The organism is Anaerovibrio slackiae, from assembly GCF_009695585.1.
Taxonomy (GTDB): Bacteria; Bacillota; Negativicutes; order Selenomonadales; family Selenomonadaceae; genus Anaerovibrio; species Anaerovibrio slackiae.
Window position 1 is genome coordinate 12,409 of record NZ_VUNR01000013.1, and the last position, 17,831, is coordinate 30,239.

23 protein-coding genes are annotated in these 17,831 nt (G+C 48.1%); 16 read left to right on the plus strand and 7 right to left on the minus strand.

Annotated features, from left to right (window positions below; translation table 11 throughout):
• Positions 1 to 83: 83 nt before the first annotated feature.
• The 6 genes from FYJ84_RS07680 (at position 84) to FYJ84_RS07705 (ending at position 7,459) form a co-directional block, all read left to right on the plus strand.
• Entirely contained in the window at positions 84 to 1,325 is a 1,242-nt protein-coding gene (locus FYJ84_RS07680) for a pyridoxal phosphate-dependent aminotransferase (RefSeq protein ID WP_154407014.1), read from the plus strand.
• A 144-nt stretch (positions 1,326 to 1,469) separates the two neighbouring features.
• Positions 1,470 to 2,102, plus strand: coding sequence for a DUF47 domain-containing protein (locus tag FYJ84_RS07685; protein ID WP_154407015.1), 633 nt, complete (start codon positions 1,470 to 1,472; stop codon positions 2,100 to 2,102).
• Positions 2,095 to 3,090, plus strand: a complete 996-nt coding sequence (locus FYJ84_RS07690; protein ID WP_154407016.1) for an inorganic phosphate transporter — start codon at positions 2,095 to 2,097, stop codon at positions 3,088 to 3,090. Before FYJ84_RS07685 ends, FYJ84_RS07690 begins: the two co-directional genes overlap by 8 nt.
• 113 nt (positions 3,091 to 3,203) lie before the next feature.
• Positions 3,204 to 4,199 carry a uridine kinase family protein gene (locus FYJ84_RS07695; RefSeq protein ID WP_154407017.1) on the plus strand — a complete coding sequence of 332 codons (996 nt, stop codon included), beginning with the start codon at positions 3,204 to 3,206 and terminating at the stop codon, positions 4,197 to 4,199.
• Between the two features lie 101 nt (positions 4,200 to 4,300).
• Entirely contained in the window at positions 4,301 to 5,347 is a 1,047-nt protein-coding gene (locus FYJ84_RS07700; RefSeq protein ID WP_154407018.1) for an HlyD family secretion protein, read from the plus strand.
• Positions 5,348 to 5,572: 225 nt separating this feature from the next.
• Positions 5,573 to 7,459 (plus strand): glutamine synthetase, encoded by a 1,887-nt coding sequence (locus FYJ84_RS07705; protein ID WP_154407019.1) that lies wholly within the window; start codon positions 5,573 to 5,575, stop codon positions 7,457 to 7,459.
• A 45-nt stretch (positions 7,460 to 7,504) separates the two neighbouring features.
• Here FYJ84_RS07705 and FYJ84_RS07710 read toward each other — a convergent pair whose 3' ends face one another.
• Both FYJ84_RS07710 and FYJ84_RS07715 read right to left on the minus strand, forming a co-directional pair.
• A complete protein-coding gene (locus FYJ84_RS07710) occupies positions 7,505 to 8,563 on the minus strand; it encodes a site-specific integrase (RefSeq protein WP_154407020.1) in 1,059 nt (352 codons plus the stop codon).
• Positions 8,564 to 8,586: 23 nt separating this feature from the next.
• Complete coding sequence (locus tag FYJ84_RS07715) at positions 8,587 to 9,039, minus strand: ImmA/IrrE family metallo-endopeptidase (RefSeq protein WP_205764148.1); 453 nt, start codon at positions 9,037 to 9,039, stop codon at positions 8,587 to 8,589.
• A gap of 629 nt (positions 9,040 to 9,668) precedes the next feature.
• On the opposite strand from FYJ84_RS07715, the gene FYJ84_RS07720 reads away from it, so the two are divergent.
• The gene (locus FYJ84_RS07720; RefSeq protein ID WP_154407022.1) at positions 9,669 to 9,878 is read left to right on the plus strand and encodes a hypothetical protein; all 210 of its coding nucleotides are present in this window, start codon (positions 9,669 to 9,671) and stop codon (positions 9,876 to 9,878) included.
• Here FYJ84_RS07720 and FYJ84_RS07725 read toward each other — a convergent pair.
• The 3 genes from FYJ84_RS07725 to FYJ84_RS07735 all read right to left on the minus strand — a co-directional run bounded on the left by FYJ84_RS07725 (position 9,850) and on the right by FYJ84_RS07735 (position 11,993).
• Positions 9,850 to 10,236 carry a DUF2513 domain-containing protein gene (locus FYJ84_RS07725; protein WP_205764149.1) on the minus strand — a complete coding sequence of 129 codons (387 nt, stop codon included), beginning with the start codon at positions 10,234 to 10,236 and terminating at the stop codon, positions 9,850 to 9,852. The genes FYJ84_RS07720 and FYJ84_RS07725 overlap by 29 nt on opposite strands.
• Positions 10,237 to 10,615: 379 nt before the next feature.
• Positions 10,616 to 11,479, minus strand: coding sequence for a DNA damage-inducible protein D (dinD, locus tag FYJ84_RS07730; protein ID WP_205764150.1), 864 nt, complete (start codon positions 11,477 to 11,479; stop codon positions 10,616 to 10,618).
• Positions 11,480 to 11,573: 94 nt separating this feature from the next.
• Positions 11,574 to 11,993: a TIR domain-containing protein gene (locus tag FYJ84_RS07735; RefSeq protein ID WP_154407024.1), complete on the minus strand. Its 420-nt coding sequence runs from the start codon at positions 11,991 to 11,993 to the stop codon at positions 11,574 to 11,576.
• Positions 11,994 to 12,033: 40 nt separating this feature from the next.
• Between FYJ84_RS07735 and FYJ84_RS07740 the strand changes: the two genes are divergently transcribed.
• Positions 12,034 to 12,228, plus strand: coding sequence for a hypothetical protein (locus FYJ84_RS07740; RefSeq protein WP_154407025.1), 195 nt, complete (start codon positions 12,034 to 12,036; stop codon positions 12,226 to 12,228).
• On the opposite strand, the gene FYJ84_RS07745 is transcribed toward FYJ84_RS07740, so the two are convergent.
• Both FYJ84_RS07745 and FYJ84_RS07750 read right to left on the minus strand, forming a co-directional pair.
• Positions 12,210 to 12,674, minus strand: coding sequence for a DUF4231 domain-containing protein (locus FYJ84_RS07745; RefSeq protein ID WP_328596353.1), 465 nt, complete (start codon positions 12,672 to 12,674; stop codon positions 12,210 to 12,212). The two genes, FYJ84_RS07740 and FYJ84_RS07745, sit on opposite strands and share 19 nt — an antisense overlap.
• 1 nt (position 12,675) lies before the next feature.
• Positions 12,676 to 13,107, minus strand: a complete 432-nt coding sequence (locus FYJ84_RS07750) for a helix-turn-helix domain-containing protein (protein ID WP_154407027.1) — start codon at positions 13,105 to 13,107, stop codon at positions 12,676 to 12,678.
• A 155-nt stretch (positions 13,108 to 13,262) separates the two neighbouring features.
• On the opposite strand from FYJ84_RS07750, the gene FYJ84_RS07755 reads away from it, so the two are divergent.
• The 8 genes from FYJ84_RS07755 (at position 13,263) to FYJ84_RS07790 (ending at position 17,682) form a co-directional block, all read left to right on the plus strand.
• Positions 13,263 to 13,508, plus strand: a complete 246-nt coding sequence (locus FYJ84_RS07755; RefSeq protein ID WP_154407028.1) for a helix-turn-helix domain-containing protein — start codon at positions 13,263 to 13,265, stop codon at positions 13,506 to 13,508.
• 3 nt (positions 13,509 to 13,511) lie between these two features.
• The gene (locus FYJ84_RS07760; protein ID WP_154407029.1) at positions 13,512 to 13,892 is read left to right on the plus strand and encodes a hypothetical protein; all 381 of its coding nucleotides are present in this window, start codon (positions 13,512 to 13,514) and stop codon (positions 13,890 to 13,892) included.
• 233 nt (positions 13,893 to 14,125) lie between these two features.
• Positions 14,126 to 14,374: a helix-turn-helix domain-containing protein gene (locus FYJ84_RS07765; RefSeq protein ID WP_205764152.1), complete on the plus strand. Its 249-nt coding sequence runs from the start codon at positions 14,126 to 14,128 to the stop codon at positions 14,372 to 14,374.
• The gene (locus FYJ84_RS07770; protein ID WP_154407031.1) at positions 14,361 to 14,546 is read left to right on the plus strand and encodes a hypothetical protein; all 186 of its coding nucleotides are present in this window, start codon (positions 14,361 to 14,363) and stop codon (positions 14,544 to 14,546) included. The genes FYJ84_RS07765 and FYJ84_RS07770 overlap by 14 nt, the downstream gene beginning before the upstream one ends.
• Positions 14,547 to 14,562: 16 nt before the next feature.
• A complete protein-coding gene (locus tag FYJ84_RS07775; protein ID WP_154407032.1) occupies positions 14,563 to 14,901 on the plus strand; it encodes a hypothetical protein in 339 nt (112 codons plus the stop codon).
• Positions 14,883 to 15,197 carry a LysM peptidoglycan-binding domain-containing protein gene (locus FYJ84_RS07780; RefSeq protein WP_154407033.1) on the plus strand — a complete coding sequence of 105 codons (315 nt, stop codon included), beginning with the start codon at positions 14,883 to 14,885 and terminating at the stop codon, positions 15,195 to 15,197. Before FYJ84_RS07775 ends, FYJ84_RS07780 begins: the two co-directional genes overlap by 19 nt.
• 235 nt (positions 15,198 to 15,432) lie before the next feature.
• Positions 15,433 to 17,328, plus strand: coding sequence for an AAA family ATPase (locus FYJ84_RS07785; RefSeq protein ID WP_154407034.1), 1,896 nt, complete (start codon positions 15,433 to 15,435; stop codon positions 17,326 to 17,328).
• Positions 17,329 to 17,343: 15 nt separating this feature from the next.
• Positions 17,344 to 17,682 carry a recombinase RecT gene (locus FYJ84_RS07790; protein WP_154407035.1) on the plus strand — a complete coding sequence of 113 codons (339 nt, stop codon included), beginning with the start codon at positions 17,344 to 17,346 and terminating at the stop codon, positions 17,680 to 17,682.
• Positions 17,683 to 17,831: the final 149 nt, after the last annotated feature.

Consider the following 17,831-nt stretch of genomic DNA (forward strand, 5'->3'; position numbering starts at 1 on the left):
AAGCTATAATGTGGGCAGATGGCGGCAGATGTGCGCTGTCTGCCCGAATGATTGTTTAGGAGTATACAGGAGGAAGAAATTTTATGAGTTCTCAGGTTGCATCCCATCGCGTGGGCAAGAAGCTTGTAGATGTTATTTTTGGTGCCAGCGCCGCATGTGCAGAGGCCGTAAAGGAGCATGGCGCTGACAAGGTTACCAACGCAACTATTGGTGCCATTATGGGCGAGGATGAGAAGCTGGCATGCATTCCTACTATGGAGAAGGTTTTCCATCAGCTGCCGATAGCTGATGCCATTGCCTATGCGCCGATTGCAGGTTTGCCGGGCTATCTGGATACGGTTATTGACCTGACCTTTGCTGACAACAAGCCTGAGGGCTACCTGGCGGCTGTTGCCACCGCAGGCGGTACCGGTGCCATCCACCATGCCATCGTCAACTACACCGAGGCAGGGGATCAGGTGCTGACCTCTGACTGGTTCTGGGGCACTTACAACGTGCTCTGCCAGGAGCAGGGCCGTACCCTGACTACCTATCAGCTCTTTGACGAGAATCAGAATTACAACCTCAAGGCTCTGGCTGCCAAGCTGGAGGAGCTGTTTGCCAAGCAGGATTCCCTGCTGCTCATCATCAACACCCCTGCCCACAACCCTACCGGCTACAGCCTGTCCGAGGCTGACTGGACCGGCGTGCTGGATTTGTGCAAGAAGTATGCGGCAGAGGGCAAGAAGGTCAACCTGCTGGTAGATATTGCCTATATCGACTATGCCGGCGAGAAGAATGAGTGCCGCCGCTTCATGAAGCAGTTCAGCAACCTGCCTGAGAACATCTTCACCATGTTCGCTTTCTCCATGTCCAAGGGCTACACCATGTACGGCCAGCGCACCGGCGCTATCATCGGCCTGTCTGCCAGCAAGGAGCTGGTGGATGAGTTCGTTGATGTGGCGAAGTATTCCAGCCGTGCCACCTGGTCCAACATCAACCGTGGTGCCATGGCTGTGCTGAATGCCATTCAGCAGGATGATGAGCTCCTGGCAGCCTTTGAGGCGGAGCGTGAGTCTTTGTATGAAATCATCCGCGACCGTGCCGCCATCTTCATGAAGGAAGCTGAGGAATGTGGCCTGAATGCCCTGCCATACAAGGCCGGCTTCTTCCTGTCCATTCCTGCCAAGGATTCCAAGGCAGTGTGCGACGAGCTGCACAAGGATCTGATCTTTGCGGTTCCTTTGAAGGCCGGTGTCCGCATTGCTGTCTGCTCCGTGCCGAAGCAGAAGATGTACGGCATGGCAGCCAAGGTTCTCAAGGCCCTGAAGGCCGTTGAGGGCTGATGACAGCTTTATAATATCTGCGTGATGGTTCAAGTTACTGCATGCTTGTGGGGCGTGCAGTAACTTTTTTTATTGCGCAAGAAAATAATTAATGGTAAAATAATAGCGGAATAAGTATAATTTATGCTTTGAGGAGGATATTCAATGTTTGATTTGAAACCTAAGAAAAAAAGCAATGAGTTCTTTGTCCTGTTCGAGGAAAGTGCCGAGTATTTTTATCAGGCTACCCTTCTTTTGGACGAGGTTATGATGGACCATCGCAAGGCTGACATCAAGGTCAAGGAGATTAATGACCTTGAGCATAGGGCCGATAAGGTTAATGACGCTATTATTGACAAGCTGAACCAGACCTTTATCACTCCTATTGACCGTGAAGACATTTACGCTATCGCCAATGGCCTGGATGATGGTGTAGACCAGCTGCAGGGCATGCTGCAGCGCATTGTTATCTACCATACCGGTGAAGCCCGTGAGGGTGCCTTGCGCCTGACCAAGCTTCTGATTGAGTCCACTGCGGAAATCAAGCGGGCGGCTGCGCTCCTTAATGCTATCAGCAAAAATCAGAATGAGATTCTCGCCATAACCTCCAAGATTGACAAGCTGGAAAGCGAGGGAGACCATGTTTTCCGGGGTGAATTGGCATACCTCTTTGAGTATGTGAAGGACCCGATTGAGCTGATCAAGTGGAAGGACCTGCTGGAAGGCCTGGAGGATACCCTGGACCACTGTGAGAGAATGGCAGACTTGTTAAAAGGTGTGGTAATGAAGTATGCTTGATATTCATCCTTTTATAATTATCGTAGTCGTGCTGGCTCTTGTGTTTGATTTTATCAATGGCTTCCATGATACTGCCAATGCTATCGCTACTTCTGTTTCCACCCGTGCCATTTCCCCGAGCAAGGCCATTATGATGGCTGCCGTGCTGAACTTCCTGGGGGCTATGATCAGTACCGGCGTGGCGAAGACCATCGGTGGCGATATTGTGGTGGGACATATAGAGCAGCCGATTATTATCGCTTCTTTGGTGGGAGCGATTATCTGGAACCTGCTGACCTGGAAGATTGGCCTGCCCAGCTCCTCGTCTCACGCCCTGGTAGGTGGCATGATTGGCGGCGTCCTCATGTCGGACATGGGGCTGGCGGGGCTGAATTTTGCCGGTATCGGCAAGATTGTCATCGCCCTGGTGACTTCGCCGCTTTTGGGCATGGTGATGGGCTATATTATCATGACGGTCTTGTTCAGGGTGTTTGAGAATTCCAGCCCGTCCAAGCTGAATCACCGCTTCAAGAAAATGCAGATTGTCACGGCTGCCACCATGGCCTTTTCCCATGGCTCCAACGATGCCCAGAAGTCAATGGGTATCATCACCCTGGCACTGTTTTCCGGCGGCGTGATTTCAGAGTTCGAGGTGCCGACTATCGTCAAGATTCTGGCGGCTACTGCCATGGCGGTAGGTACGTCCCTGGGCGGCTGGAGCATCATCAAGACCGTGGGCGGCAAGATTTTCAAGCTGGAGCCTGTCAACGGCTTTGCAGCTGACCTGAATTCTTCCATCACCATCTTTACTGCTACTATGCTGCATCTGCCGGTTAGCACCACCCACGTGGTTTCCGGCTCCATCATGGGCGTAGGCGCGGCCAAGCGCATCCATGCGGTACGCTGGGGCGTGGCACAGCAGATGGTCATGGCCTGGGTGCTGACCATTCCGTGCACGGCGGCTATGGGGGCCCTTTCCTATGTAGCTGTCATGGCTGTGTTCGGGTAATAATCGGATAATATGATATATTGTAAAGAGATTGTCAATTTGGCAATCTCTTTTTTGTCTAATTCCTTTGGGCATGTTATAATGTTGGTGGAATAATTTACGGAGGTGAGGGTATGTCATTTCAGAAAACCCTGGAAGCAAGCCAGGAGTGGGCGAGGATTTTGCACTGCTCCTATGTGACTGATTTGAATGAGATTATCGAAAAAGGGGATATCGGGGAGCTGATCCGGGTGTCGGAGGCACTGCATGAAAAGCGCATTGCCAATATTGCCGATGAGATTGCCAGGAAGATTGATACCAGGCGGCTGGTGCTGATAGCAGGGCCGAGCTCCTCCGGCAAGACCAGTTTTGCCCAGAGGCTCCGGGTGCAGCTCCGGGTGCTGGGGCTGGAGCCGGTGTCCATATCCATGGATGACTACTTTCTGGACAGGGAGCACACGCCGAAAAAGCCAAATGGGGAGTATGACTTTGAGTGCCTGGGGGCTATCGACCTGCCCCTCTTTAATGAGCACCTGCAAAAGCTGCTGGCAGGGCAGAGGGTGCATGTCCCGAAGTTCAACTTCAAGAAGGGGGCAAGGGATGAAAAGCCGTCAGCGGTTATTGAGCTGCAGCCCAGCCAGCCTGTGATCATCGAGGGGATTCACGGGCTGAATGAGAGAGTCAGCAGCGCTATCCCACGGGAGCAGAAATTCAAGATTTATGTCAGCTCCCTGACGCCGTTGTACATGACGCCGGAGGTGCGCCTGTCCACTACCCAGGCCAGGCTGTTCCGCCGCATGGTACGTGACTATCGTACCAGGGGCACTTCGGCTGCGGAAACCATCAGGCGTTGGCCAAATGTGATTGAGGGGGAGCAGAAGAATATTTATCCTTTCCAGGACGAGGGGGATGCCACCTTCAACACGGCGCTTCTCTATGAGCTGGGGGTGCTGAAGAAGTACGCCATGTACCTCCTGTCGGAGATTCCGCCGGAGGACAGCTCCTACGGCAAGGCACAGGAGCTGCTTGCTTTCTGCCGCTACTTCAAGTCCATCGGGGATGAAAAGGATATACCGAATACGTCCATCCTGCGGGAATTTATCGGCGGCTCTTGCTTTGATGTGGGCTGATAATGCAGTTTAATACTTGAAATTTTCAGTTTTGAGGCATATAATTGTCATTTGTATGATAGTTATATGCCTTTTTCAGGCTGGAATGTGAGGTAATTATTTTGAATGAGATAGATATTAGCGAAAAGGTAAAGAGAGCGATTAAGTTCGGGCTGCCTGCCCTGCTGCTCCTGTCCGTGGCTGTGGCAAGCATCGTCTGGTATGCCCTGTACGGCACAGGTGACCTGGTGGTGAGGGATGCCAGGGTGTCCAGCAGCATGGTGGGCGCCAGGGTAAGGGTGGCAGGTACTGTATCTGAGGTGCTGGTGAAAGACGGGGATGCAGTCAAGGCAGGGGATGTGATTGCCCGTATCAAGGTGAATGTCACCGAGGAACAGCTGAAGCAGCTGCAGCAGACGGTGGAGCTGACTCAGAAAAATCTTGACCAGCTGAAGCAGGGGATAACGGTGCGCACGCCAAGGGTTGTGTCAGCATCTGCCTCTGCCGGAGCATCAGCAGGGGAAGTGGAGCGTGCCAGGAGCCGCATGGAGCGCATGAACCAGCTCTACGAGATGGGAGCTGTCAGCGCGGTGAAGCGTGACGAGGCAGCCGCTGCCTATCAGGCTGCCGTTGCCGCCAGTAGTGCATCAGCATCCTATGACAGCAATGTAGTCTATGATACCACTGTGCAGGCTGCCAGTCCCGAAGTTATCAAAAAAGCGGAGCTGCAGCTCCGTCAGGCCCAGGCGGCACTGGAGCGGGCCAAGGGCAGTGCCGCGGCAACGGAGATTACTGCCCCTGTGGACGGCACTGTGTACATAGGTGAGCTGGCAGAGGGCATGGAGGTGCAGGCAGGGCAGGTGCTTGCCAATGTGGGCAACTCGGACAGCATGTGGATTGAGGCGTATCTGGAGCCGGAGCAGCAGGACAGCGTGCGCCTGGGGCAGGTGGCAGACTATTATGTGGACAGGAAAAAGTATGAGGGCCTGGTCATGGAGATTAACCAGCCGGTGGAGGATGAGCAGCAGGAAGCGGCAGGCAATACCGAGGGAAGCTACGGGGAGGCAGCTTCCGGCAAGCTGGTGGTGAGGATTTCTATTTCCCCGGAGGATGCTTCCGGCATGAAGATAGGGGAGAATGCCGAGGTGCGCTTTTTGAAGAAGGGCTGATGCACAGGCAAAATTACGGGAAAACAAACTTTTTGTCACTTTTGCCTAAAAATTTTCAAAAAGTGTTTGACAAGGGGACAATGATATGCTAATATAACACCTGTAAGCAAGTTAAATATTTCTAAGGCAATGAAGCCATACAGCGAGTGCGGAGTATCTGTATCCTGTGTGGCTATTTTTTTGCCAAGATTACCTCAAAATAATGTAAGAAAAGGTGGTTTAAAAATGGAAGATTTACTCTATGTCATTCCTGCGAACTCTAAGAAAGAAGCTATTGTTGAGATGCTGGAGGCTCATCCGGAAATCAAATTCGTTTCCCTGGTTGGTATTGACCACGCCGGCAACGACACTGATGAGAAGATTCCTGTACGCATCTTTTTGAAGGATATGGATGATTTCTACGCCGGTTCCGCAGTACAGACTGACGGCTCCTCCGTAGTGCTGGCAGGCATTGCAACCCTGAACAATGCAAAGGTTGATATGCCTATTGACCCATCTGTAAACTGGTTTGTAGATTACAACTTCGAGAACTACGATGAGGAAACCGAGAAGCCTATCGGTACTCTCCGTATTCCTGCTTTCCTCATTCACGAGGGCAAGCGTGTAGATTCTCGTGCAGTTTTGAAGGATACTCTGGATTATGTAAAGAAGGAGCTGCTGAACATTTTCCATACCACCGGCACTATCTCCGGCCTGGAGCATATCAATGGTGCTGATGTGGAGGATATCTGCTTCACTTCCGCTACTGAGCTGGAGTTCTGGGTAAAGACTCCGCTGGAGGATGCCAACATTGAGGAAATGTCCGCTTCCCAGGTTATGCAGGAGCAGTACTGGCAGCGCACCCACGGCATTGTCCGCAATGCCTTGGAGCAGGCAGTTCTGCTGTTGGACAAGTACGGACTGAGCGTTGAGATGGGCCACAAGGAAGTAGGCGGCATCAAGGCTCATTTGGATGAGTCCGGCCGCATGGTAAGCGTTTGCGAGCAGATTGAGGTTGACTGGAAGTTTGCTGATGCTCTGCAGGCTGCCGATAACGAGCTGATTGTCCGCACTTTCATCCGTGAGGTATTCCGCATGAACGGCCTGGAGGTTTCCTTCAAGGCTAAGCCTATGATCGGCCTTGCTGGTAATGGTGAGCATACCCATATCGGCATGGGTGCAATCCTGAAGGATGGCAAGTTTGTGAACCTGTTTGCACCAAAGGATATGACCAAGGACTTCATGAGCGCTATCGGCTATGGTTCTATCATGGGCCTTTTGAAGAACTATGAGGTTATTAACCCGTTCGTATCTGCTACCAATGACTCCCTGAACCGCTTGAAGCCGGGATTTGAGGCTCCTGTATGTATCGTTACCTCCCTGGGCCATACTCCTGAGGTTCCATCCCGTAACCGTACTATCCTGGCAGGCCTGATCCGCGATGTGAACAATCCGGCTGCTACCCGCTTCGAGCTGCGTGCCTGCAACCCTTATACCAATACCTATCTGGTGCTGGCTGCTATCTATTCTGCGGCTTTGGACGGCATCAAGTACGCTGTTACCAAGTCCACTGCTGACCTTTTGACAGAGCTGTCCAAGGAGGCTGGCGTAGAGGCTGGCTATCTGGAGAAGGAGCGCGCTTATCGTTCTGAGAAGGATGTATTCGAGGATTATACTGATGAGGAGCGCAACCGTCTCTTTGGTGCACCTCCTGCAACTGTTTGGGAGAACCTGTCCGGCCTGGACAACTATCCTGAGAAGCGTGCTGCTGTATGCGCTGCCGGTGCTTTCACCGATGCTATCATCGAGGCCTTCAAGGCTGGTGCCCTGCTCCGCTGGAAGACTGAGCTCATCAGCCGCATTATTCCTGAGAACCGTGATATTGTACGTGCTTGCAAGGAAATCGTGTCCGACTATGTAACTGACCAGGATTCCTACAACTGGAACAAGATTAACGGCCTCCGCTGCTACCTGGCCAAGGACAGCATTGATGAGAAGTCCCTGTTCACCCTGCTGAAGACTGCTCTTGTTGAGGGCGATTATGAGACCGCTTCCGGCCTCCAGGTTGAGATGTATGACAAGATGGAGGAGCTGAAGGCTCTCTATGACTCCTATCAGAAGAACATGATTTGATATAAAACAGCGAAAGCCCCTGATTTATCAGGGGCTTTTTTACATTCACGGAGTTTTTGAAGCCCTTTTGAAGTCCTTTTCTATCATTTGGGCAATTTCCGTGTCATTATCCTTGTAAACGTGTGCATAGATATTCAGGGTGATGGCGGGGGACGAGTGTCCAAGTCTCTTTGATATGGCGGTTATGGCTACGCCCTGCTGGATGAGATAGGAGGCGTGAGAGTGTCGCAGGTCATGCAGCGTAATTCTGCTTACCCCTGCCAAGCTGGTATATTTTGTCAGCCTTGCCCTCATGGTGGTTGGAGGATGAAGCATGAAGGGATATTCAGGCTGCACAGGCAGGGAATCAAGATATTCCTTTATGTCCTCCATCATGAACTCCGGCATGGTTATATTGCGTATGCTGTAGCTTGTCTTAGGCGGCCCCATGACCTTTATGGCATGGAGGTATGTGCGTCTTATGGATATGGTGTTGCTGTCAAAGTCAATATCCTCTGCCGTCAGAGCTTCCAGCTCACCTATGCGCATACCTGACCAGAACAGTATGGAGAAAACCAGCTTGTCATAGGCATTGTCTATGACGCTTTCCAGCTTCATGAATTCATCCACTTCAAGGAAATCAATCTTCTTCCGTATCTTGCCTGTCTTGCCTGTCTTTTGGAAGGGATTGGACGGGCAGTTGAAATACTTCACGGCAAAGTTCATCATGGCAGAGAATGAAACATTTATGGAACGTATCATAGATTGGCTTATGCCGGTAACAGCCAGTCTGTTTTGCCATTCCTTTATGGTCAGAGGCGTTATCTCCGATATTGGCAGTGCTCCAAGCTCGGCAGTTATGTATTTGCGTATCCTGTTTTTCACTGTCAGGTATGAAGATATTTTCCGGTTCACCTTGTAATCGCTAAGATACTTTTCAGCAAGGGCTTCCAGCGTCATGGAAGGCGTCCCCTGGGATGATGCCTTGAAATTGACCTCGTAGGCTATGGCATCCTTTTTCCGCGCGAAGCCTCGCTTGGTGGTTTTCCGTGTCTTGCCGGTCCAGTCCTTGTACTTGAATGTGCAGAACCATTTCTTTGTCTTCTCATCGTATGAGGCCGACATAAAAACTCCCCCTTTGGCAACAGTCAGAGATTGGTATGGTATGTGCTCAATGCTTCAGCAACTTTTTCCGGAATGCCGTTGCTACGCATGAAGTCGTATATGGAAAAATCCTCGTAATGGCAGCCTGCTTCCATGCTCCCGGCCAGCATCAGCTCCGTGGCAAATACATCAGCTTCACGCTCGTATCTGCCGGCCGGGAAATAGCTTTTGGTGGTCAGATAGTGCATATTGATTTTGTCGTGCAGCAGCGCATGGCCAAGCTCGTGGGCGCAGATGTACCCCAGGTGCGCATCGTCAGCTTCCGTGCTTATGACGATAATCTTTATTCTGCTGCTCTTGATGTAATATCCTTGCAGGCTTTTTATAGGCGCGTATACCAGCTGGATGCCGCATAGCTCGGCCAGCTGAAAAGGGCTGCATGTATTGTGCTTTTCAATAAGCTCCTGCACATATTGTCTGATGGCTGTGTTGTTCATAGGCATTGTCCTCGAAGTAATAAAAGACGCTGGTGGCGTTTTTAGTATCAGCAGTGTTACGTAAATGAAATGTAAAAATTATGTTTGTTATGATATAATGTTAGGGAAAGGCGGTGCTGAAGATGAAGAACTGCAAGAGTTACATGATAATCGCTCATGTAATGCTATCGGTGTCATGTTTAGTGTATTTTGCTTGTCGTTTTTTTGACAAATTTTTTGATATAGATATAATTATTACAATGAATAGATTGAAAAGGAGAAGACCTGCGAAATTCGTTCACGCAGTCGAAAAGCGAAAACCAAGCAGTAGACTGCCAGCAGGTAATTTTTAAGGGTTACGTGTATTAACCTGCCGTAATTTAAAGACCTTGCGGTTGTAAAGATAACAAGCATTCATATACACAATACCGTGGGACACACGGAAATCTACGCTTGGGGAGAGCGTGTAAGACATATAGGCCACGGCCTATATGCAGTGCTCAAGGAACCAAGAATCCCCTGCCTTTAGGCATGGGGAGTGTCAAGATGAATTGTCGCCAGAAGCTAAGAAAGAACTTCAAGAATTGCTATCAGGTCTGCAACAAGTCCAACAGCAGCTGCGAGATAATTAGTCTGTGGGGGTGATAATTATGCAGATTACGTTTGATATAAAATTGAGTGAGGAAAACGACCTTCTGAATATGGATGCTTGCGTACTGGATTTGATAAAGCTCATAAGTGCCTACCGTATCCCGCTGTGCTATCTTGATGATATGTTTGCCGGGGTAAAGGAAGATATAGAGTGTGCACTCTTGATTACGCCTGAGTCTGTCAGCCAGGAGTTAATCCCTTCAAGATGATAGACTGTCCTATTTTCATGGCAACATCAAAAACAAAAGATAAGCCCTTATCGCATAAAGAGATTCCTATTTTGTCCTTTACTTCATGCCAGATACTATCTTCTCTTATTGCAGATAGGAATTCATGTCCTTTTGGGGTAATATCAGAAAAATAGGGATTATACCAATACTTTTTACTACCTGTTATATATTTTGCATCAATAAGGAAACAGACGTGATATGAGACTGTTTTCATGTATTCCTTGTTTTGGCGTTTTTCTTTTGGCACAAGGTTAACAGCCCTGATATGGCTTTTTCCATCTGATATATTCTCAATGCGTATGAGTATATATCTAAGTAAATCATAATCAATTTTCATATTTATCTCCAAGGCCAGCTTCGTGCTGGTTCTTTTTATGTGCAATTTTTGCTTGCTTTTCGACATATTTGTACAATGTGTTTGTTCTTTCGACCTATAAAGTGGTTGTTTCAAAAATGGAAATAACCACATACGAAAAACGCCCCATGCTATAAGCACAGGACGTTTCTGCTTTAGTTGCGGGCAAGCCGCATCATCACGATTTTATTGCGGGCGAACCGCTCATTGTGCTTATATTCTATAATATATTTGATTGTATGTCAATTTCAAAAACGAAAAGCCCCCATGCATAAGCACAGGGGCTATCGTTAGTTCGGGGGTATGAGAAATCAATTCCCGAATCGCTCAGTGCTTATTATACAATATAAAAAAACAATAATCAAATATTGCTTAGTTTCTCCGATGTTTTTCTCTGATTTAATTTCTTCTCCAATTGCTGTATGCTTTCTTTCGGGGTTGGGAGGTCTTCCGGCATGGTGCCGCCAAGGTCTTTGATTGTCTGCCGGACTGCGGAACCAACTTCAAAATGGGTTTTATTGGCAGCTTCTTTGCCTTTTATATTTTCGCGGCGCATCTTCGCCTCTGTTTGAGTGGCACGAAACAGGTTGGCTGCTAGTTCCTCATGGCCCATGTAGTCAAGTATTTGCTGGTTTTTCTTTAGGCCTTTTCTAGTATGAATATCCTTAGCTGTAAGACCGCCATATAATCCCATATATCCCTTGTTTTGAAATACAGCATAATCAAAAGCTGTGGTTATTCCAGCGTCGTGTGCTGCATCTGCTAAGAAAGTGTTATGCTTTTTTAATTCTTGCCTGATTGCCAATCGTCTAGCGTTTTCGTCTAAGTTGTCAAAATTCTCAATAAGTTCCTGCTGCCTGGTCTTTACTGCAAAATAGGTTTGTGCAAGTGCTATTTCCTGAACAGATGGATTACCATTCATGGCAATTAAATAACATGCATATCTTGAGAGCTCATAATCGTCTATTTCACGTTTGGCACCACTGCCGAGGCTGACCATTTTGCTCGTTCGGGCAAAATGGTCTGATACGTTGTTTTCAGTGGCCTCACAAGACAGAACAGCTTTCTCTATAACTTTTTCAAAATTACGCCATTGTTTATAACCTAATATGGAAAATAGCTCTCTAGCTATCCAGTATTCCTGCCCATATTCATTTATATGTTTTATGGAATCAAACAGGGATGCACCCTGCTGCATGTTATCGTCGTCAAAAAATAAAAACATAATATTACATCCTTTCTATCATTGATATGCCACCTTCATGGTTCCTTCCGGTACTTCTTTGGGGTGAATTTCTGCTTTTTGGATGCCTGTTGTGTTAGATTGAGTAGTCCCTGATTGCTGAAATAATTGAATCTGTATTCCATCTTACGCGCACATCTGCTATAGTATAAATATCTGATGGCATTTTTTGGCTCCCCCAAGGAGCAACAGCTATGATGGGCTTATTGTATTTCTTTGCTATGTCTAGTTCCACCTGCATCCATTCGTGGTAATTGTAATACATTCCGGATAGCATGATAAAGGCGTTGACAGGGCGTATCTTGTTAGCCAGCTTTCCAGCCAGGACACCTTTACTAATCCTGCCGGTAAAGAATAACGGCTTATCAGGCGGGGCGGAGTAGTTTCTGTAAGTGAAATAAGGGGCAGCATCAAGGAGAGCGATAAAACTATCGTATTCCTCTACATATTTCCAGGCATGGCTTATAAATAAGTCGTATATCTTCAAGTGTGGCATAAAATCAATCCTTTCAATGCAAAAAAGAGGAGGTGAGAAAATGGGCATAGTGAGAAAATACAGAAAGAGGCCCGTGGTGGTGGAGGCCTACCAGACCGAAGTGGAGATGATTATCCCGACTTTGGAGGGAGACCATCATGCTTCGCCCGGTGATTACATTATCACGGGCGTACATGGCGAGCAGTATCCGTGCAAGCCGGATATTTTCGCAAAGACTTATGAGCTGGTGGAGTGAGCGTCATGCTTGCCGGATTCCTTAATGGTATTCCTCCAATTCAGGTTATCTGATGCAATGATTGCTTCTGTGTTACAAACTAATATGTTTAGACGTACATCGTCCGTCTTATCAAAGTAAGTACCTGTTTTCGTCAAGAACAGGTACTTTTCTCTTTTCAGCTGTTCGCTGGTAGCGCGATATTGAAGCCATAGCTCAAGGTGTGTTTCCAATGTGTTCTTGAAATATAACCAGGTGACAACTGCTCCTGAGGCCAGCATGAACATCCTGCCACAGAATTGGTCGGATATGAAATAATTTATAATGGGGGCGGCAATAGTTATCGCTATGGCTGCTTGCTTGTAAAGCTTATACATCTGCTGATGTTTATTGCTTTTTTGGCTGAACCATTTTTGCTGTTCGTCCAATCTGGTTGTTATGTATTCCTCGTTATTTATGCAGACCACCTCATTCCTTCCGGTACTTCTTCGGGGTGAATTTCTGCTTGGCAACTCTTTTGGCGAGGGTGACGGCCTGGGTGAGAGATGATTTTAGGAGTTCGAGGTCTTCGTCGTCGGTGATAATGGAGCCGCCGAGGGCAGCGGAGTTGTCCAGGCCGTCAAGTATCTTTTCGATTTCCTTGGCGATGTTCCGTTCATCGCGAGGGGTGAGGGGCGGGAGGTCTGGGTGAGTGTCATCATTTGAGGAACTAACAATATCCGATACTTTAACATTTAATGCAGTTGCTAAATTAACAATATCTTCGTTCGTAATATTTGGTGTATACCCTCGCTCCCAATTAGATATTACTTGTGGAGATTTATGTACTTTTTCAGCCAATTCTTTTTGTGTTAAACCTTGATATTTACGTAAAGATTTTATTCTATGTCCAATATTCATAGTAATCACCTCAATATATATTATAACAAAAGTAACGTATTATGTTATAATAACTAACGAAAATTGAGATTTTTTTATAAAAAGACTTGACATTAACGCAATCCGTTAGTATTATAATAATCGTAACGTATTTCGTTAAAGATGGAGGTGATAAAATGCCAGTGCATGAGAATATACGAATGATTAGAGAGGCTAAAGGCGTATCAAAAACTTTTGTAGCCAAAGGCCTTGGGATGAGTTTACAAGGTTATCGCTACATTGAGGATGGTAGCGTTAAGTTAGATGTGGAGCGAATGAAGGTTATTGCTCGTCTGCTCGGTGAGGATAGTGCAGTTTTTTTGAACGATAAACTAACGAAATCCGTTATAGATAAAATGAACACCGCAGTATTTGGAGCATAATTGATGGCAGGAAACAAAAAAACCGAACCAGCAGAAAAGCCAGTTCGGGATAATTGTCCTAGCGGACAATTTCAGAGAAAGGATAGATTAACAATGGAAAAATTGAATTTTGAGTACAGTGAATTTATTAAGTTGGTAGCTCGTGTGAGGGGGAAAGAAATAGACCAGTATGAGATTAGCAAACCTCATGCTGGTCGTGACGGGAGATTGAATTTGAAAGCTGCAGCACTTCAAATCGTTGATGTGTTGGCAGCAAACAACGTAAATTTCAATCAAATTGGTATGGTTTTCGATGCTGCAAAATACTATGCAGGGGTGGTTACTCCGGTTGCTTCAACTTCACCAGAGTCTCAGCCGAATGAGAAACAGCCAGGGCTTCTTTGAGTTTCCGTCCCCTTCCGGGGATTTTGGTTTTTAACGATGGTTTGAAAGTAAAGGATTCCGAATACCAGGAGGCAATGTTTCCGTCCCCTTCCGGGGGTTTAGGTTTTTAACTACGCTGCTGTACGCTACTGATACTAAGCGCATGACGGAGTTTCCGTCCCCATATGGGAACAAGAAAATTTTATCATTGATAGATAACACTGTCAATGATATTGAACACTCAAGGAGGAAATATGAAGTTCATGGATGTCTTGCGGCAAGCCCGCTACAGAAAGAAAATATCCCTTCGCCAGCTGGCAAAACTTTCGGGCATATCAGTGGGTTCCATCTCACTGTATGAGCTTGGAAAGATAGAGCCGACATTGAGGGCCGCAAACCAGCTGTGCAAGGTGCTGGGAACCAGCATTACAGTCGGCGAAGGGACAGATTATACGCCGGTGAGAGAGTTTAAGAAGGGAGGCAGGAAAGATGCCAGTGCTTAAACCAAAGAAGCTATATTACGGGGCGGAGGATGTGGCAAGCATCCTCGACTACTCCAAGCAGCACGCCTATCGCGTGATTAAGAAACTGAACGCGGAGCTGGAGGCGGATGGCAAATTCATAAGGCCGGGCAAAGTGCCAATCGTGTACTTTAAGCAGAGGTTTGGTTTCTAAGAAAGGAGAATGTCTTATGACGAGGACACAGAGAGTACAGTTTGAGGCGGAGTTGAAAGCAGCCGCTAAGAGGCCGGCACTGGCACTTTACCTGCTTGACTATGATATGCCGGAGAAGAACCGGGAGAAAGTCCAGGCAATATATGAGGATAGCCGGGATGAGCTGATTAGCTTGGTTGGGGTAATGAACCCTTTCCATGCTGAGTGGCGTGAGGATTTCGGCGATGAGCTGGGTGAGAACTTTACTGAAGACGATTTATATGAGGCTGTTGCTGATGGATACATCAGCGATGCCGTGGATGAGTGCAATTATGAGTGTGCAGAGGAGGCGTTAAGATGTCAGTTAAGCGCGTGAGGCGGGTTCGCTGGGGCAGGGTGGCAGCCGCTATTATCGGCGGTGCATTGGCTGTAACCCTGCTGACTGGTTTCTATGACGGAGACCAAAAGCTGGTGCAGACGGTCTATACCGTCCGGGAGGGTGATACCCTCCGGGAAATCAGCGAGCGGTTCCTGCCGCTGAACACAGGAGGCCGCCGGTACATCCTAGAGTTCGAGGAGGGTATAGTACAGCTCAATCCGGAACTTTGGGAGAACCGTGGGGACATCAGGCCGGGACAGCAGATAAAGATTAACTATTGGGTAAAGGAGTGAGCAGCCATGATTTCTGAGTATGGCTGGGGCTGGATCGGCATCATTATCATGATAGCCATAGGAGTTTTCCTGTGATGGGCATTTCAACTGTTTCCCAGATGGAAATAGTTGAAATAAAAAAGAAGCCAGGCTCCTGCAAAAAACCTGGCTTCCGGCCCGTCATCAACGACGCGACAATATGAACAACACCCTCATGATACTGCATCAGAGGGAAAAAGTCAAGGAGGAAGGACTTATGAAGATAAGGGAAATGAAGCTAAACAATTTCCGAGGCATTAAAGAGCTGACGGTAAACTTTGATGGCAAGAACGCTGCCATCTTCGGCGCAAACGGCACCGGCAAGACTACTGTTGCAAATGCTTTCTGCTGGCTGCTTACCGGCAAGAGCGTCACCGGCGAGAAGAATTTCTCACCAAAGACTGTGGGCATGAAAAAGGCGGAACATTCCGCTGAGGCCGTGTTCGTGTCTGACGATGGTGCTAACACCATTTCCTTGAAGAAGGTATTCAAGGAAAAGTGGAAGAAGCCACGGGGGCAGGAGGCTGTCCTTGCTGGCCACGAAACAATCCTTTATGTGAATGACATAAAAGTCAAGGATTCCGAATACCAGGAGGCAATCGAGAGATTACTCCCTGGCATAGGCAACATCGAGGCACTGACTATTGCAGGGCACTTTACTGAGGGACTCAGCGTCAAGGAACGGCGCAGCATATTGTTCCAGCTGTTTAACGGCAGCATTGAGAACCTGATTGACCTGCCGGAGTTCATGGAGCTGAAAGTAAGCCTTGAAGGACGTTCCGTTGAGGACTTCCGGAAGTTCTCCGAGGCCGGCCGAAAGCAGGCTCAAGCATGGCTTGATGAAGCCCCGGCATCCATCTCCCTGCTGGAAAGTACCAAGGAAAATATCATTGAGGGTAATATCGAGGCAGTGCAGGAAGAATTGCACAGCAAGGAAGACCAGCTGCATAAGCTGATTGCAGCAGCTGGCAGCTCCGACAAGGAAACCGAAAAAGCAAGGCTGAAAAGGGAGCTGGATGATGCTGAATACCAGTATTCGGTAAAGCAGCGGGAAATGGAAGAAGCCTGGAGCACACAGTTAAGGGCAGAAAAGCTGGCTCTGTCTGTCATATCTGATGAACAGGTTGAGAAAATCCGCAAGATAAAGTCGCTTGAAAAGCAGGTAGCGGAGCAGATGGAGGAGCAGGAGAAGCTCCGGAAAGCGTTCCGGGATGTGGCAGGCAAGAAATGGGACGAGGCACAGGCCGTTTGCCCGACCTGCCACCGGCCATTGCCTGCTGATGAAGCACAGCAGATGCGGGCAGAGTTCGAGGAAAACAGTGCATCCATCAAGGCAGACATAGTCAAGAAGGGAAAGCAGCTGACTGAAATCATCAAGCAGCTGGAGGCAGAAAAGGTCGAGGCTAAGAAAGAAGTCGAAGACCTGGAGAAAAGTATTGCATCCCAACACGAGGCTATACACAAGTTACGGGCAAAGGAGCCTAGCAAAATTCCATATAATCAGACCGTAGAATATGCGGCTAAATTCAAAGAGTACAAAGCAAAGCTGGCAAGCCTTGAGGGAGACGGCGAAAACTCACAGCCGGAGGATAACCGGGAGAAAATTGAGGCACTCAAGCAGGAGATAGAGAAACACCAGGATTATCTGGCTAAGCTCAAGGGCAACGCCAATATTGAACTCAAGATTGCTGAAATCAAGAAGGAAAAGAAGGTCATGCTGAAAAGACTGGAAGGCTTCGAGAAAGCTGTATACATGGCAGATAATTTCATGGATAAGCGTGCCAAGATGGCTGAGGAGGAAATCAACAGCCATTTCTCCTACATCAAGTTCAAGCTGTTTGAGCAGCAGGTGAACGGCGGCATGAAGGAGGTATGCGAGCCTCTTATCCCTAATGCGGATGGGCAGATGGTTGACTACAAGTCAGCCAACACGGCAGCACAGATAAATGCCAACCTGGAAATCATGGAGGCCTTGGCAAAGGCTTATGGCGTATCGGTGCCAATCTTCATTGATGGTGCCGAGAGAGTTTCCAAAATCCGCAAGATGGATTGCCAGACAATTGCCTTGGTGGTATCCGCTAAGGATGATGTTTTAAGGGTAGTGCAGGAATAACAAGGAGGAATTTATATGTACCCAGCAAGCAACAAGAACAATGCCGTAGCACCGCAGCAGCCGCAGACGGCAACGCTGCGTGTAAACTTCGAGAAGGCCGTGAACAATGACCTGGTGAAAGCCAAGTTCCGGGAGGTACTTGGGAAAAATGCAGATGCCTTTGTAGGCAGCCTGCTTTCTCTGGTGAAGAATAATGAGCTGCTTTTGAAGGCGGCTCCCAATACAGTCATCGCCGCCGCCATGCAGGCCGCTACATTGAAGCTGCCGATTAACCAGAACCTGGGGCTTGCCTACATCGTGCCTTACTGGAACAGCAAGGCAAAGGAGAATCAGGCGCAGTTCCAGATGGGCTAAACCTATATTATGGCCCGCATGTCAGGAATGATATGACAAATAAATCTTGTGAACCCTATTACTCAGGGGTGTCTCCGGAAGGAGGCTAACGTGGAAGCCCTCCCAAAAGAAAAGGGTAATCACGTGCTAAGACCAACGCCTTTATTATA